Origin of the sequence: Flavobacterium sp., from assembly GCF_039595935.1 — a bacterium.
In the GTDB taxonomy this organism is placed as follows: Bacteria; Bacteroidota; Bacteroidia; order Flavobacteriales; family Flavobacteriaceae; genus Flavobacterium.
In genome coordinates this window covers 697540-723311 of record NZ_JBCNKR010000004.1, presented here as the reverse complement: position 1 = coordinate 723311, position 25772 = coordinate 697540, and the positions used below count along the sequence as shown (strand labels likewise).

The 25772-nt window shown below is 33.9% G+C and carries 25 protein-coding genes; 4 read left to right on the top strand and 21 right to left on the bottom strand.

Going from position 1 to position 25772, the window contains the following annotated elements; all coding sequences use genetic code 11:
- The 17 genes from ABDW27_RS03195 to ABDW27_RS03115 form a co-directional block, all read right to left on the bottom strand.
- Entirely contained in the window at positions 1-759 is a 759-nt protein-coding gene (locus ABDW27_RS03195) for an ABC transporter permease (protein ID WP_343694612.1), read from the bottom strand.
- Between the two features lie 292 nt (positions 760-1051).
- Positions 1052-2296, bottom strand: a complete 1245-nt coding sequence (gene fabF / locus ABDW27_RS03190; protein WP_343694611.1) for a beta-ketoacyl-ACP synthase II — start codon at positions 2294-2296, stop codon at positions 1052-1054.
- Positions 2296-2853 (bottom strand): TetR/AcrR family transcriptional regulator, encoded by a 558-nt coding sequence (locus ABDW27_RS03185; RefSeq protein WP_343694610.1) that lies wholly within the window; start codon positions 2851-2853, stop codon positions 2296-2298. Before ABDW27_RS03185 ends, fabF begins: the two co-directional genes overlap by 1 nt.
- 223 nt (positions 2854-3076) lie before the next feature.
- The gene (locus tag ABDW27_RS03180; RefSeq protein WP_343694609.1) at positions 3077-5347 is read right to left on the bottom strand and encodes a glycosyltransferase; all 2271 of its coding nucleotides are present in this window, start codon (positions 5345-5347) and stop codon (positions 3077-3079) included.
- On the bottom strand, positions 5328-6407 hold the full coding sequence (locus ABDW27_RS03175; RefSeq protein WP_343694608.1) for a pesticidal protein Cry7Aa: 1080 nt from the start codon (positions 6405-6407) through the stop codon (positions 5328-5330). Before ABDW27_RS03175 ends, ABDW27_RS03180 begins: the two co-directional genes overlap by 20 nt.
- A 336-nt stretch (positions 6408-6743) precedes the next feature.
- Complete coding sequence (locus tag ABDW27_RS03170) at positions 6744-7217, bottom strand: DUF1440 domain-containing protein (protein ID WP_343694607.1); 474 nt, start codon at positions 7215-7217, stop codon at positions 6744-6746.
- A 14-nt stretch (positions 7218-7231) separates the two neighbouring features.
- Positions 7232-7741 (bottom strand): DinB family protein, encoded by a 510-nt coding sequence (locus tag ABDW27_RS03165; protein WP_343694606.1) that lies wholly within the window; start codon positions 7739-7741, stop codon positions 7232-7234.
- 20 nt (positions 7742-7761) lie between these two features.
- A complete protein-coding gene (locus ABDW27_RS03160) occupies positions 7762-8136 on the bottom strand; it encodes a VOC family protein (protein WP_343694605.1) in 375 nt (124 codons plus the stop codon).
- Between the two features lie 77 nt (positions 8137-8213).
- Positions 8214-8423 (bottom strand): hypothetical protein, encoded by a 210-nt coding sequence (locus ABDW27_RS03155; protein ID WP_343694604.1) that lies wholly within the window; start codon positions 8421-8423, stop codon positions 8214-8216.
- Positions 8424-8434: 11 nt separating this feature from the next.
- The gene (locus ABDW27_RS03150) at positions 8435-8815 is read right to left on the bottom strand and encodes a DoxX family protein (RefSeq protein WP_343694603.1); all 381 of its coding nucleotides are present in this window, start codon (positions 8813-8815) and stop codon (positions 8435-8437) included.
- A gap of 369 nt (positions 8816-9184) precedes the next feature.
- Complete coding sequence (locus ABDW27_RS03145; RefSeq protein ID WP_343694602.1) at positions 9185-9916, bottom strand: GNAT family N-acetyltransferase; 732 nt, start codon at positions 9914-9916, stop codon at positions 9185-9187.
- Between the two features lie 71 nt (positions 9917-9987).
- Positions 9988-10593, bottom strand: coding sequence for a Crp/Fnr family transcriptional regulator (locus ABDW27_RS03140; RefSeq protein WP_343694601.1), 606 nt, complete (start codon positions 10591-10593; stop codon positions 9988-9990).
- A 395-nt stretch (positions 10594-10988) separates the two neighbouring features.
- Positions 10989-12407, bottom strand: a complete 1419-nt coding sequence (locus tag ABDW27_RS03135) for a TolC family protein (protein ID WP_343694600.1) — start codon at positions 12405-12407, stop codon at positions 10989-10991.
- A gap of 128 nt (positions 12408-12535) precedes the next feature.
- Positions 12536-15700 carry an efflux RND transporter permease subunit gene (locus ABDW27_RS03130; RefSeq protein WP_343694599.1) on the bottom strand — a complete coding sequence of 1055 codons (3165 nt, stop codon included), beginning with the start codon at positions 15698-15700 and terminating at the stop codon, positions 12536-12538.
- Positions 15701-15712: 12 nt separating this feature from the next.
- Positions 15713-16930, bottom strand: coding sequence for an efflux RND transporter periplasmic adaptor subunit (locus tag ABDW27_RS03125; RefSeq protein WP_343694598.1), 1218 nt, complete (start codon positions 16928-16930; stop codon positions 15713-15715).
- 240 nt (positions 16931-17170) lie between these two features.
- Entirely contained in the window at positions 17171-17764 is a 594-nt protein-coding gene (locus ABDW27_RS03120) for a TetR/AcrR family transcriptional regulator (RefSeq protein ID WP_343694597.1), read from the bottom strand.
- A 516-nt stretch (positions 17765-18280) separates the two neighbouring features.
- Positions 18281-19204, bottom strand: coding sequence for an SMP-30/gluconolactonase/LRE family protein (locus ABDW27_RS03115; RefSeq protein ID WP_343694596.1), 924 nt, complete (start codon positions 19202-19204; stop codon positions 18281-18283).
- 165 nt (positions 19205-19369) lie between these two features.
- Here ABDW27_RS03115 and ABDW27_RS03110 point away from each other — a divergent pair, with 165 nt between their 5' ends.
- Positions 19370-20788 (top strand): gluconokinase, encoded by a 1419-nt coding sequence (locus ABDW27_RS03110; protein WP_343694595.1) that lies wholly within the window; start codon positions 19370-19372, stop codon positions 20786-20788.
- Positions 20789-20992: 204 nt separating this feature from the next.
- Positions 20993-21427: a cupin domain-containing protein gene (locus ABDW27_RS03105; RefSeq protein ID WP_343694594.1), complete on the top strand. Its 435-nt coding sequence runs from the start codon at positions 20993-20995 to the stop codon at positions 21425-21427.
- 9 nt (positions 21428-21436) lie between these two features.
- Here ABDW27_RS03105 and ABDW27_RS03100 read toward each other — a convergent pair whose 3' ends face one another.
- The 3 genes from ABDW27_RS03100 to ABDW27_RS03090 form a co-directional block, all read right to left on the bottom strand.
- A complete protein-coding gene (locus ABDW27_RS03100; RefSeq protein WP_343694593.1) occupies positions 21437-21856 on the bottom strand; it encodes a hypothetical protein in 420 nt (139 codons plus the stop codon).
- Positions 21857-21888: 32 nt separating this feature from the next.
- Complete coding sequence (locus tag ABDW27_RS03095; RefSeq protein ID WP_343694592.1) at positions 21889-22485, bottom strand: hypothetical protein; 597 nt, start codon at positions 22483-22485, stop codon at positions 21889-21891.
- A gap of 141 nt (positions 22486-22626) precedes the next feature.
- Positions 22627-22962, bottom strand: a complete 336-nt coding sequence (locus ABDW27_RS03090) for a hypothetical protein (RefSeq protein ID WP_343694591.1) — start codon at positions 22960-22962, stop codon at positions 22627-22629.
- A gap of 479 nt (positions 22963-23441) precedes the next feature.
- Here ABDW27_RS03090 and ABDW27_RS03085 point away from each other — a divergent pair, with 479 nt between their 5' ends.
- Positions 23442-23990, top strand: a complete 549-nt coding sequence (locus tag ABDW27_RS03085) for a type 1 glutamine amidotransferase domain-containing protein (protein ID WP_343694590.1) — start codon at positions 23442-23444, stop codon at positions 23988-23990.
- A 675-nt stretch (positions 23991-24665) separates the two neighbouring features.
- Positions 24666-24896, top strand: coding sequence for a hypothetical protein (locus ABDW27_RS03080; RefSeq protein WP_343694589.1), 231 nt, complete (start codon positions 24666-24668; stop codon positions 24894-24896).
- A gap of 100 nt (positions 24897-24996) precedes the next feature.
- On the opposite strand, the gene ABDW27_RS03075 is transcribed toward ABDW27_RS03080, so the two are convergent.
- A complete protein-coding gene (locus tag ABDW27_RS03075) occupies positions 24997-25725 on the bottom strand; it encodes a YEATS-associated helix-containing protein (RefSeq protein ID WP_343694588.1) in 729 nt (242 codons plus the stop codon).
- Between the last annotated feature and the right edge of the window lie 47 nt (positions 25726-25772).

The window sequence follows — 25772 nt, the reverse complement described above, 5'->3', positions numbered from 1 at the left end:
TTAATAAATTAAATCAGTTAATTGTACTGCGACCATATCGATAATAAATATGCTTAAAGAAGCTGTAACTACCGCTGAGTTGGCAGCGCGTCCTACACTTTCAGTTCCGTTTGAGGCATTAAATCCTTTATAACAGCCAATCATTCCAATGAAATAGCCGAAGAAGAATGTTTTAATAGTAGCCGGAATCAGATCTGAAAATTCTAAAGACTGAATTATCTGCGTTAAATAGCGATAGAAATTGACATCACCATGAATGTTTATTCCAACATAACCGCCAACAATACCAATGGCATCGGCAAAAAACACCAGTATAGGCACCATTAGCGTACAGGCTAAAATCCTGGTCACTACAAGATAATTGTATGGATTAATAGCAGATACTTCCATGGCATCAATTTGTTCTGTTACTTTCATGGATCCTAACTCTGCACCTATTCCGGATGAAATTTTTCCGGCGCAGATTAAAGCGGTTATAACTGGCGCAATTTCTCTAATTAAAGAAAGTGCCACCATTCCGGGAAGCCAGCTTTCGGCACCAAATTTTACCAGAGTTGGTCTTGACTGAAGCGTAAGAACTAATCCCATGATAAAACCGGTTATCGCTACCAAAGGCAGTGATTTGTAACCAATGTAATAACATTGTTTTAAAAATTCCCTGACCTCATAAGGAGGTATAAAAACTTCCTTAAAAAATCTTTTGGCAAACAATGTGGCATCTCCAATTTGTGCGAATGTATTTTTTAAGCTGAGAATCAAAATGTTTTATATTTAAGTTAGATTTTGTTTTGTAAATCAATTATTTAACAGTTTTGTCTGCTTTTTAATTGATATATGAAAGTTACTTCTATACTTGTTAAATTACTTTACAAAACTTTTTTTGAGCCTTATATAATTTTCATGAAATCACAATATTTATAATCAATTGACGTTGCTGGTATGCAAACAAAAAGAAGGGCTGTCTCAACATTCGAGACAGCCCTTCTTATTTTAGGTTTTTATGTTCTTACTGAATAAAATCCAGTGAAATGAAAAACTCCGTTTCTATTTCTTACTCTGTAAATTTCTTAAAAATTGAACTGGCTACATGACCGCCAAAACCAAAAGTATTACTCATGGCATAATTAACTACTCTTGATTGTGCTTTTCCGAGAGTTAAATTAAATTTATCAGCAAATTCAGGTTCAACATTCTGAGTGTTAATAGTAGGCGGTACAATATTCTCCTGAACGGCTTTTATACAGGCAATAGCTTCAATTGCTCCGGCGCCGCCAAGTAAATGTCCTGTCATAGATTTTGTAGCACTTATATTGGCATTAGGATTTATTCCGAATACTTTTTCTACGGCTTTAAGTTCACTTAAATCACCAGTTGGAGTAGAAGTGGCGTGTGCATTGATATAGTCAATCTGGTCTGGTGTAATTTCGGCTTCTTCAAGAGCAAGTTCCATTCCTATTACGGCGCCTTCTCCTTCAGGATGCGTTCCGGTTAAGTGGTAAGCATCTGCAGCCAAACCTCCGCCTACAATTTCAGCCAAAATTATGGCGTTTCTTTTTATGGCATGTTCGTAGCTTTCTAATATAACAACACCGGCACCTTCGCCTAAAACAAATCCGTCTCGTGTTACATCAAAAGGACGTGAAGCTTTAGCATAATCTTCATTTAAAGTAGATAACGCTTTTGAAGCATTAAAACCACCAATAGAAGATTCTGAAACAGAGGCTTCAGAACCTCCGCTGATAATCATATCGGCTTTTCCCCAGCGAATGTAATTGAAAGCATCTATAATTGCGGTATTGCTGGCAGAACAGGCTGCAGCAGTTGTATAATTAATGCCGCGAAGTCCGTATTTAATTGAAATCGCACCTGAAGCAATATTGACAATTCTTTTTGGAATGAAAAACGGACTAAATCTTGGCACACCATTTCCGGAAATATATTCGCCTATTTGTTCTTCAAAAGTTGAAATTCCGCCATCACCGCAGCCCCAGATTACTCCAATTCGGTTTTTATTTAAAGTATCAAAATCAATATTGGCTTGTTTTACGGCTTCATCTGCTGCATACAAAGCATATTGTGTAAAAAGATCGTATTTTCTAATTTCATTTTTTTCAAAAATAGGTGAAGCGTCAAAGTTTTTAACTTCACAGGCAAATTTGGTTTTGAATTGTGTGGTGTCGAATCTTGTTATCGGACCTGCGCCGCTTACTCCATTAATTAATGAATTCCAATATTCCTCAACATTATTTCCAATGGGAGTTACGGCTCCTAATCCAGTTATTACTACTCTTTTCATTATTTTTTAGGTCTTAATTCTGTTAATATTGTTTGTCTTACCAATTCAAAATCGTCATCGTTTGTAAGTCTTGAAAGTTGTACAATGGCAATCATATTGGTAATTATCATTATGGCTTTTGTTCTGGGCAGAATATCAAAATCAAATATGCCCATTTTTTTTCCTTCAATTAAAATTTCAGTAATCCAGTTAAGTACAATTTGGGCAAATTGCTGTAGTTCTGCTTTTATAGATTCATCTAAAGTGTTCAAATCAGTAGCTAATGAACCTACAATACAGACTTTATTTTCTCTTTTTATCTGTGCCTGTACCTCTAAGAAAGCTTCTAGTTGAGTTAAAGGCGATTCATTGGCCACTTTTTCTTTTAAAGCTACACATCGGGCGATATGTTCTTTGATGGTTGCTACTCCAAGATCTGATTTTGTAGGGAAATGATAATGAATTGAAGCTGTCTTGATGCCAATATCATTTGAAATATCTTTAAAACTAAAGGCATTGTAGCCTTTATTTCGAATTAATTGATCTGCTTTGTCTACAATATTTTCTCTTGTTGTCATGCCTGCAATTTTTTTGACAAAGATACTACCTATTAGTAGATAGGCAAATTTATTTGTTTATTTTTTAACATAACAAAAAATCCCTTTCTTAGAAAGAAAGGGATTTTCCGGGTTGAATAGAATTTTGGCTAGTCTATTGCTTTTAAAAAATTTCTAATTTTTGAAATTCCAAATTCCAAACGTTTAAATCTAATTCTAAAATTGGAATTTGGAATTTATATTTTTAAGAGTTTATTGCGATACCAGTTCTTGATTTTAGTAAAGGTATAACTTTTGGCTCAGATAAAGCAAATTTTTCCATTAATAATCTTGCAGTTAGATAACAAACTGTTGATTCTGCTCCTTGATTTAAGTTTATATTATCTTTTTCAAGACCGTCATAACCACCACCGCTTACAGGATTATACATAATTTGGTTTAAGTGATTTTTTCCTAAAAACCAGTTAAATGCAGCTTTCATTTTCTTTTTATATTCCGGAGTTTTAAAAGTGTTATAAAAAGCATTTAAAGTTTGAATGGTGTACGTAACATCAATTGCCTGTTCGCCATATAATTCTGGTTCTGAATCTTTATGCAGCCAGCTTTTGTTTGAAATAGCTTTGAAATTTCCATCAATAAATGTTTTCGAAATTAAAAAGTCCATAGAGTCAAGTGCTACTTTTTTGTAAACCGGTTTATTGGTAATTAAATAAGCATACAGCATTGATTCAGGCAGAATCCCGTTTCCGTACGTTAAATAATTTTCAAACCACTGCCAGTTTTCTGTAGCTGTATCTTCGTAATTTGCTAATAGTTTTGCATTTAATTTATTGATAATTGCGGCAACATATAAATTAGGAATGGCATTGTGATATAAAAATAACCCTTTTGTAGCAAAGCCAATTGCTCTTGGTGATTGAATATTTTCTGCCCATTTTAAGGAATCCAGAAAGCATTTTGAAGCTTTTTTCGAAATGTTTTCAGGCAGGATATCAGCATTTGAAATTACGGTACCCAATGCCCAGATTGCTCTTGCATTAGAATCTTCAAGATTAACTTCGGCATTTTGTTCTACGTGTTCGCGATTTTCCTGATCGACATAATTGATAAAATCACCTTTTGGTCTTTGGCATCTTTCGATGAAATCCAGATAAATTAAAATATACGGAAGATCGTCTTTATCTCTCGTTAATTTATAGTGCATACAAAATGCAATTAACGCGCGGGCATTGTCATCTAAAGTATATCCTGATTCCAGATCTGGAATCGAAATTTTGCTAAACTGTATAATACCAAGATCTGTGGTTAATCTTTTGATATGGCGTAACTGAATATCCGGATAGTTATATTTAATATCTGACGGATTTTCGATCAGTTTTTTATACGTATCCATGTGAGTTAATGCTGCATTTTCCCAAGACGAAGCTCTCATTTTAGTAAAAGCATTGATTCCCATTTCATGTCTAAGCTTTTCATCGGCAATCAATTGTAGAGTTTGTTCGGCAAATTGATCTACGTTTCCAATGTCAACTAAAACACCACAGTCTGAAGTTAAAACTTCTCGTGTATGTGGGATTTTTGATGCTACCATTGGACACGCGCAGCTCATTGCGTAGGCAAAAGTGCCGCTTACCGCCTGGTTTGGATCTTTTGAAGTAAACAAATAAATGTCTGTAGCTTTTAAATAGTCTAAAAGTTCTTCGGTATCTAAATATTTATTTATGAAACGAACATTGTCATGTAAGTTTAATTCGTCTACAAGAGCTTCGAGTTTGCTGCGATAAGTATCAACACCGTCTTTAATTAAATTAGGGTGTGTACTGCCAATAATCAAGTAGAGAACATCTGGTTCTGTTTTGACAATTTTTGCAAGTGCCTGCAAACCGGTTTCGATATTTTTTCCTTCGCCTAAAAGTCCGAAGGTTGATAAAACAATTTTATTTTTAATTCCGAATTTTTCTTTTGCCTGTTCAGGAGTTTCATAAATAACAATATGAGTTCCGTGCGGCACGCAAGTAATTATTTCTTCATTGATATCATAGTCATTTATCAAAATTTCTTTTGACTGGTTAGTCATTACAAAAACAGAGTTGCTGTAGCTTAAAAGCAGTTTTACAAAAGTTCGTAATTCATTATTCGGGTTAGGAATAACGCTGTGAAAAGTATACGTAACAGGTTTTTTAATGACATTTAAAAAATCTAATAAATAGTCGCCGTAATTACCGCCAAATAAACCAAACTCATGTTGTATGTGAACTAATTTCACACTTTCATCATCATTAATTTCTTCGGCAACTTTTGCGTATTCTGCTTTGTCTTTTGTATTTAATGTAAAGGCCTGTGTTGGGTTTGCCTTTGGCTTATCGACCAATTCGCAAATTTCACAAGTTATGGATTTACCAAAAACATCGGTAATACCTTTTATTGTATCTTGAGTATAAGTTGCGATTCCACATTGTGTTGGTGGAAATGTAGAAAGAAAAACAATTTTCGATTTATTTGATATCTTCTTCATGGGAATTCTGTTTTAGTTCGGTTAATAAGTCGTTTAGGTTCAAAGAAGCCACCGCAATCTTGTCATCGGCGGCACCGTAATAAATATATAATTGGTCATCAAAAATGGCTGTTCCGGTAGGGAATACAACATAATTTACATAACCGTGTCGTTCATAATATTCTGCTGGCGTGATAATAGGTTTAGTTAGTTTTCCAATTACTTTTTGAGGATTATTAAGATCCAGCAAAGCTGCGCAGGCATGATAAACAAGTCCTTTTTCGCGCTTTTCGGCAGCATGATAAATTAAAAGCCAGCCGTCTTTTGTTTCTATTGGCGGAGCTCCGGGACCAATATGGCTGGTTTCATGTTCGTATTCTGGCTCCATTACAATATAATCCGGCAGATTTTTAAGATATTCTTTCCAAAAATCAACCGTCAGGTCTTTTTTCTTTTCAAAAGAAACTATTTGAATCGAAGGAAATAAGCGGTGCAATGCCACGAATTTTCCATTAATTTTTTTAGGAAAAAGAACTACGTTTTTATCCCATACAAATAAGTTTTCTTTTATCGTTTCGCTCAAAGGATAACTTCTGGCGGTATTAAAAGCTAATATTTTGGCTATACTTGGGTTTTGTAAATGTTTGCGGACCAAGTTTGTGAATTCGTTTAAAATAAATTTAGGCGTTATAATTCCTTTCTTTTTAAATGAAGTCAAATCTTTTGAAACTGCAATGGCTCCGCATGCGTTAATACCATCGTATGTTACATACGTCATATAATAGGTGTCATCAATTTTTGTAATTCGCGGATCTTCGACACCATGAATTTCATAAATGTATTCAGGCTCAAAAATAGGTTCAGTACGACGTTCTGCTAAAGTGGTCGGACCTTCTAATCTGCAATAACCAATTGTTGAAAAGTTGCCTCTTTTTGCAGCTCTGTAAAACATATGAACATTATTTCCGTCTTGATATACTGCAGGATTCAATACACCTAATTCTTCGAAAGCCCTATCTGATTTTTCTAAAATTACACCATGTTTTACGGCTATGGTGTGTTGGGTAACTGCTAATTCCATACTTGTTTTTTAATTTTGATTAAAATTACCCTGCGAACAGAGCGAGAATTAACTCTATCGATCAAAAAATTAACTCAAATGAGATTAGATGGGAATTGTATAAGGTTGAAATTGTAATTCTAAAAGTACGACATAAATTTTTGATTTTTAGTTAATTGTGAGAAAAATAACATTGTATGTATTAACTTTTTGTAAGTAAAGTCAGGATTTTGAAGAGAAAGAAAAATGAGCTTAAAAAATTTTTATTTCTGAAAAAAACAGGCACAAAAAAAGCGAAATCAATAATCGTATTGATTTCGCTTTTTTTGATATTTTTATTATTGTGTGTTCCTGAACCTAGATTACAACATTTTTATGATAAAACTTTTGTGTAATAAAAGCAATTGGAAGACCAATACAAAAGATTAGAATTAAGATAGAAAGTATCAATGGGAAATCAAATTCTTTTGACGGAAGCTTTGGAAATACCAACGGAAGTACAATAAGATTCATTACAATCCAGACAAAAATTCCGTACACAAAACCCGAAAGGAATATGTTTTTTCTTAGAAGCGGAACATGCGGGTATATTTTATAATAGAAATAGGCAAAAGCAAATGCAATGAAATAATGCAGAAGCAAGCCATACAAAATCATCTGCGACCCGCCTGTGTAAGCATTTTGTTTAAAGAGTCCGCTTGCTATTGATTGTATAATTTTTTCGGCTGTTGTTTTTTGTAAAATGACGGAGTAAATTAAAATTGCGGCCAAAATATCTAAAGTTCCGGCCAGTAAACCTGAAAATAAAACAATTCCTGATTTTGGTTTCATATAAATGTAGGAGATTAAAGTTTAGTTATATGCTGAAAAATAGAGTTCAATTGATGTGTATGTCTTTGAGTATGTACTAAAGCAAAATCGATCCATTCGTACATGGTAAAGGTATCAAAACCCGGAACCTGAAAATCAAGGCAAGTTAAGGTTAGATCATATTTTTCGGCACAATCTAATAATTCAGATTCGATTCTAAGCAATTCTAAATTCAGTTTGTTTTTGTTGTACTCTTTTTTCTCCGGTATTAAGAAAACGGGCGAATCCATTTTTATACTGAAGTTTAAAAAAAGACCTTCAATATCTTTTATTTTTTCATCAGGTTTTCGGGTTGTTTTTTCGGTTTTGCCTCCAAATAATTGAGGATATCCCGAACAGGCCAAAATAATATGCTGTACAACTTGTCCCGGTGTCCAGCTTCCCTGATACGGAATCTGATTTATTTCATTTTCTGAGAATTTTGAAAATATCTCATTTAATTTTTTGAATGTTTCAACAATATTTTTTTGAACGTTTGTTTCCATATTATTGATTTTTTAGTTGGTTAATTGACGGAAGTAATCCACCACACATTTCCAAACGGATCAGTTACACCGCAGGTTCTGCCATAATCCTGATCGCTCATTCCCATTAAAGAAACTGCTCCGTTGTCTAATGCTTTTAGATACGTTTTGTCTGCATTTTGAACATATACAAACAAATTAGCGGTTTGTTTGGGCCAGTCGCTGGTTTCTTCTGTAAACATGATGGTACTGCCGTTTAGAGTAATTTCGGCATGCATAATACTGCCGTCTTCGCGCAGCGCTTTTGTATGAGTTTCTGAAGCTCCAAAGACATTTTTTGTAAATTCTATGAATTGTGCTGCACCTTTAAGAATTAGATAAGGCATCACAGTTTGGTGTTCTGCTGGTAAATTCATTTTTTGATGGTTTAGAAGTTAGTCTCTCAAAAATACAATTTTTATTGCAATATTGTGTAAATCAATAAATTGTGGTTTTACGGAAGTACTTCGCAATGAAAACCATTTGAATTCAGTACTTCAATTATTTTTTGATTGGATATTGCAGGCGCATGAACCCGCAAAATTTTATCACAATCTTCGAGATCAAAATTGATAGCACTGTTTGGGAAATGTTCAAGAAGTTTCCCTACAATCATAATCGATTGCTCAACTTCCTGAACATTTGTTTTAAAAACTTCTATCATCGTTTTAGAATTTACAGCGCGATATTTTTGTATCGCTCTATTTTATGATAGTAGATATAAGATATTGCCAAAATCACTAAAAAGATTAAAGGAAAGAAACTTTGAATATTAATTCCGTCAACTGCAAAATGACTTATAGAAGCAAAGATAAAATCGAATCCAAATCCGGCATAAGCCCATTCTTTTACATTTTTAGGAACTGACGGAATCACTAAAATCAAAACTCCCAGAATTTTAAAAATTACTAAAGCATTTCCAAAATACTCAGGATATCCTAAATGTTTGATTCCTTCTTTGGCCATTTCCGTTTGGGAAGTAAAGGCCGGCATTACACCTTCGAATAGAAAAATAATAATTGTAGTAACCCAAAAAATAATTTTAGCGTTTTTCATGTGGTTTGTTTTTAAATAGTTATTAGTTAATGTATTACAAATGTACTATTCTTATTTTTTCATGAAATACCTATTTATGACTATTTTAGGGGCATTTGCGACAAGATGGGAGATTTTAGATTTTAGAGTGTAGATTTTAGATTATTGCTTGCTATAGTTTGTCATTCTGAGGAACGAAGAATCTTCATTAGTAATTCAAGAAAGATTGTCTATCCTGATTGAAGAGTTTCTTGCAAAGATCCTTCCTCCGTCAGGATGACAAAAAATATGACAAAATTGAAAGCTGGGATAAAATACCTTTGTCAAAGTTTCAAACTTTGACAAAGGTCTATCGTAATAATTTGGAATTTGGATTTTAAAATTTGGAATTTAAGTAAGCTGGTAATTCGTAATCACAAACAAATCTTCAAAACCTAATCTGGTATAAATTCCTTTTCCTAAATCTGAAGCTTGTAATTGAGCATATTCGCAGTTTTCATCAATCGCTTGGTTGATTCCGAATTTCATGATTTCTTCGGCTAAACCTTTTTTACGCATTTCCGGAATCACGCCCAAGCCGTGAATTCCCATTGTTTTTCCGGTTTGAAAAAGTGCCAGTGTTCCAATTGGTTTTTCTTCAAAATGAACCAAAAAATATTTTACATTCTCATAATTATGAACCAATGTTTCTTTACCGATTACATAATTAAATGATAACGGATAAATATCTGACCAGATTTTGGCATCTTCTTCATTTAAAACTCTTTTAAACGTAAGATGGTTTTGGAGTGTAAATTTGTCACCAAGTTTCAAAGCCATAGCGGTTAATTTATTTCGAATGACAAATCCGTTTTTTTCAAAAATTTCATTAGAATTACTTCCAAAAACATCCCAATACGGAACCACTAAACCGGGATTTTTTTCGATCGTTTCCAGAATCAACGGAAGATTTTCGGCAGTGATATCTTTTCTAAACCATAATCTGTTGGGCCAGCCTGCATTTTTTATTTGAGAAAATTCTAAAAAATCAGTTTTATGATAAGAAAGGAGAGGAGTGGCGGCGGTTTTCCACAAAGAGGTTAAATTATCGATATTGTCTTTAATAAGATCTATTTTGTTCATTGTAAATGCTGAATTAATTATACAAGCAAAGGTAAATGGAGTTTTTAAGGAAAGCCTTTACATATGTTGATTTACAAATCTTTTTCAAGATTTTTTCTGATTCGGCTTAACTGAGTTGGTGTAATGCCTAAATGCGATGCGATATGCAGTAACGGAACTCTATCGGCAATTCCCGGATTTTTTTCAAGAAGTTTTAAATATCTTTCTGTTGCATTCTGCATAACGAGCGCGACTTCTCTTTGTTCTTTTTCGATAATCCAGTTTTTCTCTAAATGGGTGATATAAAAGTTTTTGAGATCGTCATTTTGATTAATCAGCTCAATATATTTTTTGTAATTGAGGTTGATGATAATACAATCTTCTAAGGCTTCAATTGTAAAGTTTGAAGGCGTTTGCAGCATCAATGAAACTTTTGATCCGGCCAGAGTATTTTCGAGAAAAAGATTTTTGTTGTAAAAATTCCCAAGTTCGTCTGTAATAAAAGTTCTGATGATTCCTTTACCAATAAAATGAAGATTCTTGGCAATTTCTCCGTTTTGGAGTAATATTTCCCCTTTTTTAAAAGTCTGAAATTCGGTGATACTTTCAATCAGTTTCCAGGATTTATCGGAAATAGGGTAATAGCTTTCAATGGTTTGTTTTAGATTGTTGAGGTATATTTCTTTGTTGAAAGTCATGATTGAAAGTTTTTGCCACGAATTTCACAAATTTTCACGAATTTTTATTGTAATAAGTTTTATTAAGATTGAAGATTTTCTTTGTGGAGTTTCTTGCGGAGATCCTTCGTTCCTCAGGATGACAAGATTGTGGTAAATATGTTATTAATAATGTTTGTCAGTCTGAGCGAAGTCGAAGACCTTCTGTGAGATGAGAACACAGAATATTTTAAACTTTAATTAGTAAATGAGATTGCTTTGTTCTTCGCAATGACAAAAATCCGCATAAATCCGCGTTTTCGCAAAGCGAATCAGTATCATCCGCGTGCCATAACAGCCAAAACTAAAAAACGCCATGAAACCGAAGTTTCACAGCGCTTTCCTCTCAAAAAATAAATAATTAACTGTAATGGGTATTATTTCCAGCCGCCGCCCAGAGCACGGTATAGATCTGTGTTGGCTGTGAGTTGTTGTCTTTTAATATCGGCAAGCTCCAGTTCGCTTTGTAATAAGTTAGCCTGAGCGGTTAAAACTTCTAAGTATTCTGCCATACCGTTTTTGAAAAGCAGATTAGAGTTTTTAATTGCCTGTTGTAATGTTTTTACTTTTTCTTTTAAGAAAGTTTCCTGCTGTTGTAATTTCTCAACTTTAACCAAAGCATCCGAAACTTCGCTTACCGCAACCAAAACGGATTGTCTAAAAGCTAAAACTGCTTTTTCTCTTTCAGCAACTGCAATATTATATTGCGTTCTAACTCTTTTATTGTTTAAAAGAGGCTGTGTTAAACCACCTGCAACGGTTCCGAATAATGAAGCTGGAATATTGAACCAATTGCTGGTTTCAAAAGAGTTAACGCCGCCTTGAGCCGTAATTCTGAGAGCTGGGTATAAATCCGCTTTCGTGATACCGACATTTGCGTTGGCAGCTTTAAGAGCCAATTCGGCACTTTTTACATCAGGTCTTCTGCTTACTAAAGAAGAAGGAATTCCTATTGAAGTATTTTGTTTTACTTCAATTTCACTCAGTTTAACAGATCTTTCTTTTGCATTTGGGAAAGAACCCGTTAAAACGCTCAATGCATTTTCCTGAATGGCAATATTTTGTTCCAATAACGGAATCAATTGTGCTGCGTTTAATTTTTGTGCTTCTGATTGTTGAATTGCTAAAGTACTTACCTGACCCGCATCGTATTTTAATTTGATAATATTGGTTGTACTATCATTTAATTTTAGATTTTGTCTGGCAATATCCAATTGAGCATCAAGCATCAAAAGGTTATAATATCCTCTTGAAACATTGGCTACAATATTGGTCTGCAAAGCTTTTTTTACTTCGGCTGATTGAAGATATCCTGCATAAGCACCTTTCTTCTGGTTTTTGATTTTCCCCCAAATATCAGCTTCCCACGAAAGTGAAGCGCCTGCAGAATAATCATCAATATGTTTTGCTCCAATCGCCTGATTCAGGTTTAATCCTGTAAAACTATTATCAGACGGATTGCTTGTACTTGCGTTTACAAATAAATTAACCTGAGGTACATTTCCCCATTTTGATTGTGTAAAACGGTATTGCGCAATTTCAATGTTTTTTTCGGCAATCAACAGATCGTTGTTTTTGGCAACGGCACTGTCTATTAATTTTATAATATCTTTTTCTGTAAAGAAGTTTTTCCACTCCACATCAGCAATACTTGTTGTATCACTCGAAGTTGATGCATTCCTGAAATTTTCAGGAAATGCATCTTTTGGAGTTTCAATATCCTTCGAAACTTTACAGGATATTAAGGTCGTGATCAGAATGGCGAAGGTCACGATTTTGGTTATATGATTTTTCATTAGTCTTTTTATTTAATTTCTGTACAAGTATCTTGTCTGTTTTCAAGATCTTTCGAGATTCTGTACGATATATAAGCTATGCCAATTATAATGGCTACTAAGGCTGTGGTTATATAGTTTTCCATTTATTATTTTTCTTCGTTATGAATTACGGCAACTGGTTTTCCAGAAACCTTTTCTTGTAAATGCTGGAAGATGATGAATAAAACAGGAATGATAAACAAACCTAGAATTACTCCTGAAACCATTCCTCCGGCTGCCCCAATACTAATAGAGTGGTTACCTTGTGCAGATGGACCTTTGGCACTCATCATAGGTACTAAACCAACCACAAAAGCAAGAGACGTCATGATAATTGGTCGTAAACGTAGTTTTGCTGCATCTATAGAAGCTCTGACTAACGCCTGACCTGATCTTCTTTTTTGTGCCGCAAACTCGACAATCAAAATGGCATTTTTGGCAAGAAGTCCAATAAGCATGACAAGTGCAACTTGTACATAAATGTTGTTTTCAATTCCAGTTAAACCAATAGCGGCGAATACTCCAAAAATACCTGCAGGGATTGATAAGATTACTGCCAAAGGCAAAATGTAACTTTCGTACTGTGCAGCAAGTAAGAAATAAACGAATATCAAACACAGTAAGAATATAGTTGCAGATTGTCCTCCAGACGAAATCTCCTCACGAGTCTGGCCCGAGAATTCATACCCGTAACCTGCAGGCAATTGTTGTGCTGCTACTTCTTCAATTGCTTTAATAGCATCTCCTGAACTAAATCCTGGTTTCGGAATGGCATTAATAGAAATTGAGTTAAATAAATTGTATCTTGAAGCGGTTTCTGAACCATAAATACGAGTTAGTTTTACTAAAGTATTTATTGGCACCATTTCGCCGGTTTTGTTTTTTACAAACACTCTGTCGATTGCTGTAGGATCAGCTCTGTCCTGAATATCAGCCTGAACTACAACTCGGTAATATTTACCAAATCTGTTGAAATCAGATGCCTGCGCACTACCAAAATAAGCCTGCATAGTCTGCAAAATATCTTTTACATTTACACCTAATTGGTTTGCTTTTTCATCATTGATTTCCAATTGTAATTGAGGATAATCGGCTTTGAAACTTGTAAAAGCTACTGCAATTTCAGGACGTTTCATTAATGCTCCGATAAATTCCTGAGAAATGCCGCTGAATTTATCCAGTTTTCCTCCGGTTTTATCCTGAAGAACTAAATCTAAAGCCTCAACGTTACTAAATCCGGGAACAGTTGGGAAACTGAATACGAAGAAACTTCCGCCAGAAATAGCGCCCAGTTTGCCACGAACCTGATTCATGATTTCGTCAATATTTTTTACTTCCCCGCGTTCTTCGTTTGGTTTCAGCAATACGAATACAACCGCAGAAGATGGACTTGTAGAGTTCGTCAATAAGTTGAAACCAGAAATTGCGGTTACAAATCGTGAAGCGTCTAATGCTTTTAAAGTATTTTCAGCTTCAGTCATAACTTTTTGAGTTCCGTCTAAAGATGTTCCAGATGGTGTATTTACTGCAATCGCAATAAATCCCTGATCTTCTGTTGGAATAAACCCTGCAGGAGTTGTTTTTACCATTACAATTGTAGCAATTGTGATTACTGCCAATCCGCCTAAACTCAACCATTTTTTTCTGATTAAGAATTTAATTCCGCCAATATAACGGTTGGTAAGCGATTCAAAACTGCTGTTAAAAGCACTAAAGAATTTTTCTTTAAATCCTTTTTTCTCGTAAGGCGCATCGTGATCGTGAGATCCGTGATTGTCTTTTAAGAATAACGCAGCAAGCGCCGGACTTAATGTTAAGGCATTTACAGCCGAAATTACAATTGCAATTGCCATTGTAAAGGCAAACTGACGGTAGAAAACTCCTGTTGAGCCTTCCATAAAACCAACCGGCAGGAATACAGCAGCCATTACCAGCGTAATCGAGATAATAGCACCCGTTATTTCGTGCATTGCTTCATGGGTTGCGATTTTTGGAGACAAACGTTTGTGCTCCATTTTCGCATGCACGGCTTCGACCACCACAATGGCATCATCGACCACAATACCAATCGCCAGAATTAATGCGAAAAGTGTTAAAAGGTTGATCGAGAATCCGAATAACTGCATGAAGAAGAACGTTCCTAAAATTGCTACAGGTACAGCAATAGCCGGGATCAATGTTGATCTAAAATCTTGCAGGAATATAAATACTACAATAAATACCAGTATAAAAGCTTCTAGTAAAGTATGCTCAACTTGTTCGATAGACTGGTCAAGAGATACTTTTGTACTATAGAAAATATTGTGTTTTATACCTGTTGGAAAATCTTTAGAAGCTTTTTCCATCATCTTATTAATGGCAATCTGAATATCATTTGAGTTAGATCCTGCTAACTGGATAACCCCGATTACAATTCCTTTTTTACCATTTAAACGAGTTAAACTGTTATAAGAGTAAGCTCCAAGTTCTACTCGTGCCACATCTTTTAAGCGAAGTACTGAACCATCTGCATTAGAACGTATAGCAATATTTTCATAATCTTCAGGTTTAGTTAATTTCCCTTTATATTTAATAACGTATTCAAAAACTTCTTTACTTCTTTCTCCAAATTTACCCGGAGCCGCTTCCAAACTTTTGTCCTGAATGGCAGCCATAACTTCATTTGGAGTCACTTTATAAGTTGACATTTGTGTTGGATTTAACCATACACGCATAGAGTAGTCTTTTACACCACCAAAAATACTGGCAGAACCCACACCCGGAATACGTTTTAACTCCGGAATAATATTGATCTGTGCATAGTTGGCAACAAATGTCTGATCGTATTTTGCTTCATCATCGGTATACATACCAATTGCCATGATGAAAGAGTTTTGCTGTTTAGCTGTAATTACACCTTGCTGCACAACTTCGGCAGGAAGCTGGCTGGTTGCTTGAGCAACACGGTTTTGAACGTTTACAGCAGCCTGGTCAGCATCTGTACCCAGTTTAAAGAAAACGGTAATAGCCAAAGTACCGTCGTTACTGGCAGTAGAACTCATATATGTCATGTTTTCTACACCATTTATAGATTCTTCCAGAGAAGGTGCCACAGAACGTAAAACCGTTTCTGCGTTGGCTCCAGGATATACCGCCGTTACCAAAACCGATGGTGGCGCAATATCAGGAAACTGTTGTAAAGGCAGTTTAGTTAAACCTAATACTCCCAGAATTACCAATAAAATGGAAATTACGGTTGCCAGTACAGGTCTTTGTATAAATATTTTGAACATTGTGTTTTAGAATTATTTTTTATTAGTTACTTCGGCAACTTTGGTTGATTTTTCAGGCTGAATTGCTTGTCCGTCCTGAAGTTTGTCAATTCCGCTTAGTACGATTTGGTCGCCAGTTTTTACACCTTCTTTAATTAAATAGTTGGTACCGCTTTTACCTGCAACTACGATTGGCATTTTGGTTACTTTGTTGTCTTTACCTACTGTGAAAACAAATACTTTATCCTGCATTTCTACTGTAGCCGATTGTGGAACCAAAATCGCATCGTCATGCTGTAACCCTAAACGGATTCTTCCTGTGTTTCCTGAACGTAAAACACCGCCTTTATTAGGGAAAGTCGCTCTAATGGTAATAGCTCCGGTAGTTTTATCAAACTGTCCGTCTACCATATCAATTTTTCCGGTTTGCGGATAAGCATTATTATCAGCTAAAATCAAAGTAACAGGAGGCAGTTTTTTGATTTTATCACCAAGAGAAGTTCCGGCGTATTGCTCTTTAAAGTTGATGAAATCAGTTTCACCTAAAGAGAAATAAGCAAATACTTCGTGAACATCTGATAAAGTAGTTAAAGGCTCAACATCAGAAGCAGAAACTAAACTTCCTTGTTTTTTAGGTAATCTTCCAATATATCCGCTTACTGGAGCAGTAACATTAGTGTATCCTAAATTGATTTTAGCAGAACCTACCATAGCTTTTGCCTGTTCAATATTTGCAGCAGCAATTTTTTGTGAAGCTTTAGCTGTTTTTAACTGATAATCAGAAACTACTTTGTTTTGAACTAAAGGAGTTAATTTATCTACTTCTAAATTTGCGTTGATTAAAGCTGCTTCGGCTGCGTGTAAACTTGCCAATGCATTGTTTAACTGCTCACGGTACGGACGTTCGTTTATTTTGAATAAAGTTTGTCCTTTGTTTACATAAGCACCTTCATCAACAAAAATTCTATCTAGGTTTCCGCTTACCTGAGGACGAATTTCAACGTCAACAGTTCCTTGTATAGAGGCAGGATATTCAGCGTCTGTAGTAGTATTTGCACTTGTAATAGCCAACACAGGTAAAACCGGAGGTGGCGGAGCAGCAGGGCCTTGATTTTTATCGGCACAGCTGCTTAGTACTAATGCCAGAATAAAACTGGTTATAATTACATTTTTCATTTTCATTATGGTTTTAATTGGTTGAACATTTTCTCGTTTAAAAATTTTGGGTATTCTGACATTCTCGGGATTCATATCTAATTAAATTAAATTATCTAACATTGTTAAGTAAAAGAGCGCAAACTTCCTTTTAAATCTTCTTTTGTTGTGTTTTTAAATTGGTATTAAATTATTTATCACTGTTAAGTAAAAGAGTAAAAAAACTCGGATTACTTAGATTAAATTTTCTAACAGTGTTAAGTAATTGTTTCAAAAAAAAGGATTTTATGTTATCCTTAAATCATTTTACACTGTTAAGTGATATTGAAAATTTTTTTATTGTATTGATTTGATGATACCGCCAATGGCATCCTTCAAAATTTGATTGTTGATACTTTCTAATGCTCCGTTTCTGTTTATAATATTGATGGCAATTAAACCATGAATAATAGAGAAGAAAGTAAAATACTTTTGTTTAATAATCTCCTGATCCGGATTACTGTCTTTCATGACTTCAGCTATAACAGCTGTAAACATCATATAAGGCGAATCTGAAAGTGAACATTGCTGCGAACAACAATTCATCTGAACCCCAAACATTACCTGGTACATTTCAGTATCTGTAAAGGCAAAATCCCAATAAGCCATCCACATGGCTTCTAATTGATCTTCAGGTTTTTCAAATTTAGCTTTCGCCTTTTCTAATTCTTTTGCCAGTTTAATAAAACCCTGACTAGTTAATTCAGTCAGTATAGCATCTTTATTAGAAAAGTATTCATAAATGATAGGAGCAGTATATTCGATTCTATCAGCAATTTTGCGCATACTTAAACCATTCCAGCCGTCTTCTTTTACGATGTCATAAGCAGCCCCAAGAATGTTACTTCTTGTCTCTTCTTTTTGTCTTAAAATTCGATCTTTACTAGCCATTTTCATTAAGTATTAAATTGTTTAACACTGTTAGGCAAATGTATGGCGGTTTTTCGAATTACAAAATATTTTTATCATAATATTTTCTTATCGTACAATAAGTGTTTACAAAAAAGTTTGCGAAGCATTGATTTTATTGAGATTTTATCAGTCTTATTTTTTTAAGGAGCAGAACATTTTTGTTTTTTCAAGACCATTTGTCCAGCTCGACACTCTATTTTTTGTGGTCTAGTTTCTTTAATGAGACCGCAAAAGGATACTGTTTTCCCGATAGCGATAGGGAAGTCTGATAAAATCTTATCATTTTTCATAATTTTATGCAGCAAAACAAAATAAAAAAATTCTATGCTCAACTGGACTAAAGTCCAGCTCTACCATATGGGACATTCCTCAGGAATTTTTCTTGTTACTAGCACAAAAAAGAGCCAGCGGCTCTAACAATATTGTAGGGCTGGACTTCAGTCCAGTCTGAAAAAATAAATAAAATTTCAATCAAAATCTGGCAAGTATTATAAATTATTTCATTCCCCGAACGTTCATTTGTATCGTATAAACACTTTTACTGGCAGTAATGAATAATGTTTTAAATTTTTTTCCTCCAAAACAAACATTAGCTGTCCAAGGTTCAGGAACATCAATATGAGCTATTTTTTCTCCCTTGGGGTTGAATACGGTAACTCCATTTCCGGTTAGGTAAATATTACCGGACTCGTCTCTTGTCATTCCATCTGAACCTGATTCAGTAAAAAGCGTTTTTTTGCTTAAAGAACCGTTACTTTCAATTGTATAAGAGTACGTTTTATTGGCTCCTATATCTGCTACATATAAGGTTTTTCCATCCGAAGTTCCAATAATACCATTTGGTTTTACAAGGTTATTCGCAACATTGGTAATTTTGGATTTATCCGGAGATAAATAGTAAACACATTCTTTCTCAATTTCTTTGGAGGTATGTTTCCAGTAATCTCTTTGGTAAAAAGGATCTGTAAAATAGATACCGCCTTTTGGATCAACCCAAAGATCGTTAGGGCCATTCAGCCTTTTTCCTTCGAAATTGTTTAGTATTACAGTATAATTTTTGTTTTGGTCTATTTTCCAAAGCTCATTTTTTTCATCGGCGCAAGCCAAAAGATTGCCTGCGTGATCAAAATACATACCGTTAGCTCTTCCGGCATTTTCCATAAAAACAGAAAGTTTCCCATCAACCGACCATTTCATGATTCGATTATTAGGCTGATCCGTAAAATAAACATTTCCTTTCTTATCTACAGCAGGACCTTCTGTAAAACTGAATTGATCTGATAATTTTGTGAGAACTGCCCCTTTTGCTATTATGGAATGGCTTTTTTCTTTTGATGTCTGAGCGGATAAGAAATTTGTAAAAGTTAAAGAAATAACAAATATGAGGAGTGATTTTATTTTAAGTTGGAATTGGTTCATTATAAAAAGGGTTGTTTTTGAATTTTTTAAAAGTAGTTTTTATTTCTGACATTTTATTTTAAATGGCGACTTTTTACGTGTAGAAAGTAATATTTTTACAAGACAATTAGGAGTAATGGAATCAATTGGAGTATTACTTTTAAATTTATGGATTAAATAAATAATATGGGAGCATTGTATATTGGCATCGACATAGGAACAACAGCTACAAAAGCCGTTTGTTTTGATAAACAGGGAAATGTGCTTCGACAAATTGTGAAGTCGTACGAAATGTATCATCCCAAGCCGGAATGGAGTGTTCAAAAACCATACGAAATTCTACAAACCGTAAAGGAATGCATTAACGAGATTACAAACGGAATTCAGCCTCAGTTTATCAGTTTTAGTTCGGCGATGCAAAGCGTTATTGCCATTGATGAAAATGGAAAACCACTGACAGACGCTATTTTATGGGCTGATAACAGAGCTACGGGAATTGCCGAAAAACTTAAAAATTCAGATCTGGGAAAACACTTTTATCAAAAAACCGGAATACCAATTCATCCTTTTTCTCCCTTCTCAAAAATTGCCTGGTTTAAAGAATTTGACGCTGAACTTTTTTCCAAAACTTATAAATTCATCAGTATAAAAGAATATATCTGGCATCATTTGACCAATGAATATTATACAGACACCTCCATGGCTTCCGGAACCGGATTGTTAAACATTCATACTTTAGATTGGGATGATGAAGTTTTAAATTTCTTAAACATTAAGCCGCATCAACTATCTAAAGTTTGCGAAGTCACACATCAATGCAAAGGAATTTCAGATAATTTTCTTTATATAATGGGCGGTGGCGATGGTGCGCTGGCCAATCTCGGAACAGGCGCCATGAACAAAAATTGTATTGCTTTGACTATTGGCACGAGCGGAGCAGTGCGGCTACCTATTGAGAAACCTTATCTTGACGACCAAATGCGCACGCAGTGTTATCATTTGATGGACAATCAATATCTTACTTTAGGTGCTGTCAATAATGGTGCGATAATTTTACAATGGCTGAAAGAAACTTTGCTGAAAACCGAACAATCTTTAGAAGTTCTTATTGAAGAAGCCGCAAAAATTCCTGCGGGTTCTGACGGACTGCTTTTTGTACCTTATTTATTGGGAGAACGTGCGCCAATTTGGGATGCTTCGGCTCAGGGAACCCTTTTAGGAATGCAGATTACGCATACACAAGCGCACTTGGTAAGAGCTACTTTAGAAGGAATTTTATTTGGATTGTTCCAAATCACAGAGATTTTAATTCCGGATCCCGAACTTAGAAAAGAAACAAAAATTATGGCCAGCGGCGGATTTGGCAAAAGCGAACTGTGGCTCCAAATGGTTGCTGATATTTTTCAGATGCAGGTTGAAACTTCGCAAACTATCGAAGGATCTTCCTGGGGAGCTGTTCTTATAGGTTTAAAATCAATCGGCGAGGAGATCATAAATGATAACAAAACCGGACAAACCTATTTTCCTAATACAGAAAATAAAAGTGTGTATGAAGCTGCGTTCAACAAGTTTAAAAAAATATATCCTTTATTGAAGGATTTTTAAGAGCCAATGTGATTTTTTTTTAGAGAATTACGGCGGAATGATTCGATTATTAAACTGGACTGAAGTCCAGCTCTACAAAATAGCTCGAGCCGTTGGCTCTTTCTTTGAAAGAAATAAAATTCCGAAGGAATGATCCATATTGTAGGGCTGGACTTCAGTCCAGTTTAAACAAAAGAGATTTTTTCGTAACATAACAATAAAAAAATGAAACCAACAACCATAATAAAAACCACAATTGCAGTTTTGTTTCTCCAGCAAACCTATTCTCAGGAAACCAAAAAAGAAACCGGACAACCAAAATACACAATCGAAAACTGTGTCAATCATTTTGAAATAGACAAAGCCACGAAAACAAAAGTGGGATATCAATACTGGTTTGCCGATAAAGATTTTACTCTGGAAAACACCCTTAAAATGAGTATTGTCGAACCCGGAAAATCAACACATGCGCCACACAAACACATCGAAGAAGAACTTTTCTATATTCTGGAAGGCACGGCAGAATTCTATCTCGACGGAAAAACCATAACTGCCGGACCAAATACCAGTCTTTACTGTCCGTCAAACGTAGAACACGGAATCAAAAATGCTGGAAATACCGATTTGAAATATTTGGTAATTAAGAAAGATTTGAGGTAGAATTAATAACTACCAATATGTAAAACTATTCCATTGTAGTTGAAAGGACTTAGCTTTAACTTTCCATATTATATAATCGGTGTCATCATATTCATCATAAGGTTGATTATTTTTCCATGTGACAATATCCAATTCTATATAATTTTCTATTTCTACAATTTGTTTAATATCTGTGATGTAATAATCATTATTAATATTAATTAGATCCGTTTCTTCTTTAGATCTATTAAAATGAAATGATTCTGAAATAATATCTTTAAGTACTAAAACTGACTTTCTAGCTGTAATTTTATTTTGATAACCTTCTTCGAGAAAATTGCTTAATTCAATAAGATGAAAATTAATTGACAGGACATTATTATTTTTTTCGAAAGAATTGATAACGCATTTCTTTAATCGATTTAAATTGCTCTTTATGATGTAATGCATTATATATGTCTATTGCTTTATAATATAAATATTTACTTTTTAGTCCTGTCCTTTGCCAAATGATTATTTTTCTTAGAATATCCAGCTTCTTCTACATTAAAAGAGTCGATAATTCTGTTCATCCTTTCGGTATATTGTTTTTCTTTTCTCGACTCTGTCCATGACATAATTTGATAATATCTTTCTTTTCCCTGTACAATTGCAAATCGGTAAAAAATATCAAAACCGTCGCTTGATCCAGAGATTGAAAACACAATAGCATTTGAAGAATTAATTTTCTTTTTCTTGATATCGTATATTTTAAAATTCTTAATATCAGCTTTTTTTAAGTGACTTAAAGTCGCATTATAATATCCGTCAAGATCCGGAGTTGCATTTAATAAATTATTTTCGATAGCATTTACGAAATCACTGCTAGATTCATCAATTACAATAACATAAAATTCATCCAACGGATTTTGTAATTGCAAAGAAGCTTCTTTATTTAATTCGGTAGTTACGCCAAGGTTTTCGGGAACAGAGATTGAATATTTATTTTCAACTGTTTTTTTGTCAAATTTTTCATTGGCAGGAACCTGATCACAGGAATAAAATACTATAAGAAGTAATAAAGGAATAATTTTTTTCATGTAATAATTTGGGTCTATTTAGCTGATGTAATATTAAGTTAAAATCAAATAATGTCCAAGATTTGCAGTCTGGTTTTTTAGAAATACCGTAGATATACGCAGCTAAAAAGTGTACAAAATTTTTGATGTAAAATTCAATAGCTAAAGTTTGTGTTTTTCAAAATAGGCTTCGGCCATTGTTATAACTTCTTCTTTTGAAACAAAACTATATTTCAGGTCGTTTTTTAGGGTAAAACAATCACCTGTTTTTGGAAAATGCTCCTGACCATCAACGCTAAAAGAGTCTATAGCAGTAAGCCATAGATTTCCGTTTTGATCTTTAAATGAAGCTATTGAGTCGTTTAAAGCGATAAATATTGTTTTGTTGAAAGTGTCGAGAATTGAAGCCGGTTTGCGTGTTTGAAAATCACCTAATATGCTAATGTTAGAATTGTATTTTTGAGACAATAATTGGATGATTTTTACAGTAATGGGCATAAAAAAAATATTTTGTTTTTGGGGTCAGGTTTGTAAATGTAAGACATGGCTTTTGATAAAAACAGCCTCTAAAAGTTTTAATTATATTAAAATAAGCTTTTTTTTGAAACTTAATCAATTGGCAGAAGTTTGGAATATTTATTTGAATGACAACTGTAGTTATCCTTTTAAAACAAAACCTCGATTTTATAGATCGAGGTTTTGTTTTAAATATTTGTCTGTTATAACTCTAGCGTAATCAAAAAAAGAATAATAGCAAGTAGTAATGATCGAATTCCAAAAATTAATATAGGGTATAAAATAGTAAACCAAATTGACTTAAATTTTATATAATTTCATTTTATTGTTTAATAAAAATTTGATTGTCAATTAATTAACTTTTATTAAAGAAAGCTTTAACACGTTCTGTTTTCTCTGGCTTTTTCAAATAACTAATTTTAGGTAAATCAAAAATTAATAACGTTTAAATATTTGAAATTATGAAAAAGAATATCGCCATATTAGCCACAAACGGTTTCGAAGAATCAGAATTAGCATCGCCTAAAGCCTATCTGGAGGAGCAAGGCTGGAATGCAGATATCGTCAGTTTGAAATCTGGAACCATCAAATCTTGGAAAGACGGAAATTGGAGCAACGAATATAATGTTGATGTTGTATTAGATCAGGCAAATGAAGCCGATTACGATGCTTTGGTTCTGCCTGGAGGAGTTATAAATCCTGATTCATTAAGAAGAGAAGAAGCTGCAGTAAATTTTGTTCGTTCCTTTTTTGAAAGTAAAAAACCAGTAGCCGCAATTTGTCACGGACCTCAAATTCTGGTTGATGCTGATGTTTTAGAAGGTCGAAAAGTAACTTCATTCTTTTCTGTTAAAAACGATTTGAAAAATGCCGGAGCACAATGGGAAGACTCAGAAGTAGTCGTTGACAACGGATTAGTAACCAGCCGAAACCCAAATGATTTACCCGCTTTTAATAAAAAAATGGTCGAAGAAATTAAAGAGGGAATACACGAGCGCCAGAGAGTCTAAAAAAGAAATTTCTATTTAGATTTATCAAATTAGGAAAATGCAGGATCATATTTTGGTCTTGCATTTTTTTATTGTGTAGCCCCTAGTTTTAACTAGGGCATTATAAGATTAAATAGTAACATGGCTTTAGCCAAAACAAGCATTTTGGCTAAAGCCATACTATGTTTATTATTAAACCTCCAGCTAAAGCTGGAGGCAATTGATTCTTTTAATTAAAATGTGTTTTTTAAATCTGCAAAAGAAAATTCCGGAGGAATGAAATATTTATAGATTAAAAAAACGCACCGACCAAAAGCTCCAGCGGAGCGACATATTGTAGACAAGATTTCACCCCGCTGGGGTTCTTTTGAAATGGGTAAAATTGTTTCTATAAATATTTCGCCCCGCTGGGACTTTCTCGAGACAATTCATATAATTTTAAAATATTATTTCTACTAATGATTTTATACATTTGCTATAATATAAAGTTGATAAATATAGAAATATAATTGAAAGAAAAATCTTTCTTTTTAAACAGTTTTCGTATATTTGGATTTCCTAATATTACGACTTTGAAATTAAAAAAGATTTGCCCTTGCATAATGTGTGCGGTATCGGAAACGACCGCAAATACTGTCGTAAGTATTAGGAACACTAAAATGCAAGGGTTTTTATATTCCTAATTTTACGACAATTATGAAAACAAACACACTTTCCAAAGAAGCCGAAACAAGGCTGCTTGATTTTTTCAACCATATTATAGATCCCGAAGATATGGCGAAAGTATTAAGACAAGTAAACTGCATTTTAGCTTTAGCCGTAATGCGACAACATGAAACCCTCCAAATAGGACTAACTAATTTTGAAGACAATTATTATTGGCTTAATGAATTGGCGGAGGTTTTGAATCCTTATTTGAGTGAATAGTGTTTTAATTGAAAAACCTCGATTTTTTTTAAGATCGAGGTTTTTTGTTTTGATTTCTTTCTTTAGCGCAGTCACTATCAATGTGATTGCAGTAATACAACTATTCTTTGCTGCTTTCTAAAAGTTCTCTTCCAAGGTTAGTTAAACTCCAAAGAACAGTATTGTCTTCTTTTGAAACAATTTTGTTGGTTACACCGAGCGTTCTTAATTCTTCTAGTATTTTTATAACTACAAAACGATTTGACTCTGTAACTTTAGCTATTCCATGAGAAGTTCTAAATTTAAATTTTGAATGGTCAAAAGCTTTTATAATTTTTTCTATAAGATTACGAGAATTACTTAAATTATCAGGTAAAATATCTTGAATAGATTTTAATTCTTTTTTTTCTATTTCTATTGTATCCGATTCTGATTCAGTTGAAACCAATACATCTACTTTTTCTTCAGTAGCTTTTGCCGAGTCAATAGCCTCATTAGCTTTATTTTTAGTTTCTTGCAAATCTTTCAAAATTTTCTCACCCATTGAATTAATGAATCTGTCGGAAAAATAGCCTGCAATGAAACAAAATCCTGCGAAAACAAAGTAGTTTATTGAATCAAATTTATTATTGTCTTTTATTAAATTACTTGATAACATATTCAGTAAAAGAGGAACAAGAATTGCTGCCCCAATACTATTAAGTAAATATTTTATAACAATTTTTACTTCACGTTTATCTTCGCGTTGTTGAAAGTAATACGTAAAGAAATTTATGAGGCCGGCAAGCCCGCCAATGATGATGATAATTAATGCAAGTATTATTCTATGATAATCTGTAACGCAATTCATTTTGGTCGTTTTTAGTTTTTTTGCAATATGTTAAATATTCCCATTAC

What these genes read in the sequence shown, in the direction of transcription:
- fabF (WP_343694611.1), bottom strand. Translation starts at nt 2,296, where the DNA reads ATGAAAAGAGTAGTAATAACTGGATTAGGAGCCGTAACTCCCATTGGA.
- ABDW27_RS03185 (WP_343694610.1), bottom strand. Translation starts at nt 2,853, where the DNA reads ATGACAACAAGAGAAAATATTGTAGACAAAGCAGATCAATTAATTCGA.
- ABDW27_RS03180 (WP_343694609.1), bottom strand. Translation starts at nt 5,347, where the DNA reads ATGAAGAAGATATCAAATAAATCGAAAATTGTTTTTCTTTCTACATTT.
- ABDW27_RS03175 (WP_343694608.1), bottom strand. Translation starts at nt 6,407, where the DNA reads ATGGAATTAGCAGTTACCCAACACACCATAGCCGTAAAACATGGTGTA.
- ABDW27_RS03170 (WP_343694607.1), bottom strand. Translation starts at nt 7,217, where the DNA reads ATGAAACCAAAATCAGGAATTGTTTTATTTTCAGGTTTACTGGCCGGA.
- ABDW27_RS03165 (WP_343694606.1), bottom strand. Translation starts at nt 7,741, where the DNA reads ATGGAAACAAACGTTCAAAAAAATATTGTTGAAACATTCAAAAAATTA.
- ABDW27_RS03160 (WP_343694605.1), bottom strand. Translation starts at nt 8,136, where the DNA reads ATGAATTTACCAGCAGAACACCAAACTGTGATGCCTTATCTAATTCTT.
- ABDW27_RS03155 (WP_343694604.1), bottom strand. Translation starts at nt 8,423, where the DNA reads ATGATAGAAGTTTTTAAAACAAATGTTCAGGAAGTTGAGCAATCGATT.
- ABDW27_RS03150 (WP_343694603.1), bottom strand. Translation starts at nt 8,815, where the DNA reads ATGAAAAACGCTAAAATTATTTTTTGGGTTACTACAATTATTATTTTT.
- ABDW27_RS03145 (WP_343694602.1), bottom strand. Translation starts at nt 9,916, where the DNA reads ATGAACAAAATAGATCTTATTAAAGACAATATCGATAATTTAACCTCT.
- ABDW27_RS03140 (WP_343694601.1), bottom strand. Translation starts at nt 10,593, where the DNA reads ATGACTTTCAACAAAGAAATATACCTCAACAATCTAAAACAAACCATT.
- ABDW27_RS03135 (WP_343694600.1), bottom strand. Translation starts at nt 12,407, where the DNA reads ATGAAAAATCATATAACCAAAATCGTGACCTTCGCCATTCTGATCACG.
- ABDW27_RS03130 (WP_343694599.1), bottom strand. Translation starts at nt 15,700, where the DNA reads ATGTTCAAAATATTTATACAAAGACCTGTACTGGCAACCGTAATTTCC.
- ABDW27_RS03125 (WP_343694598.1), bottom strand. Translation starts at nt 16,930, where the DNA reads ATGAATCCCGAGAATGTCAGAATACCCAAAATTTTTAAACGAGAAAAT.
- ABDW27_RS03120 (WP_343694597.1), bottom strand. Translation starts at nt 17,764, where the DNA reads ATGGCTAGTAAAGATCGAATTTTAAGACAAAAAGAAGAGACAAGAAGT.
- ABDW27_RS03115 (WP_343694596.1), bottom strand. Translation starts at nt 19,204, where the DNA reads ATGAACCAATTCCAACTTAAAATAAAATCACTCCTCATATTTGTTATT.
- ABDW27_RS03110 (WP_343694595.1), top strand. Translation starts at nt 19,370, where the DNA reads ATGGGAGCATTGTATATTGGCATCGACATAGGAACAACAGCTACAAAA.
- ABDW27_RS03105 (WP_343694594.1), top strand. Translation starts at nt 20,993, where the DNA reads ATGAAACCAACAACCATAATAAAAACCACAATTGCAGTTTTGTTTCTC.
- ABDW27_RS03100 (WP_343694593.1), bottom strand. Translation starts at nt 21,856, where the DNA reads ATGCATTACATCATAAAGAGCAATTTAAATCGATTAAAGAAATGCGTT.
- ABDW27_RS03095 (WP_343694592.1), bottom strand. Translation starts at nt 22,485, where the DNA reads ATGAAAAAAATTATTCCTTTATTACTTCTTATAGTATTTTATTCCTGT.
- ABDW27_RS03090 (WP_343694591.1), bottom strand. Translation starts at nt 22,962, where the DNA reads ATGCCCATTACTGTAAAAATCATCCAATTATTGTCTCAAAAATACAAT.
- ABDW27_RS03085 (WP_343694590.1), top strand. Translation starts at nt 23,442, where the DNA reads ATGAAAAAGAATATCGCCATATTAGCCACAAACGGTTTCGAAGAATCA.
- ABDW27_RS03080 (WP_343694589.1), top strand. Translation starts at nt 24,666, where the DNA reads ATGAAAACAAACACACTTTCCAAAGAAGCCGAAACAAGGCTGCTTGAT.
- ABDW27_RS03075 (WP_343694588.1), bottom strand. Translation starts at nt 25,725, where the DNA reads ATGAATTGCGTTACAGATTATCATAGAATAATACTTGCATTAATTATC.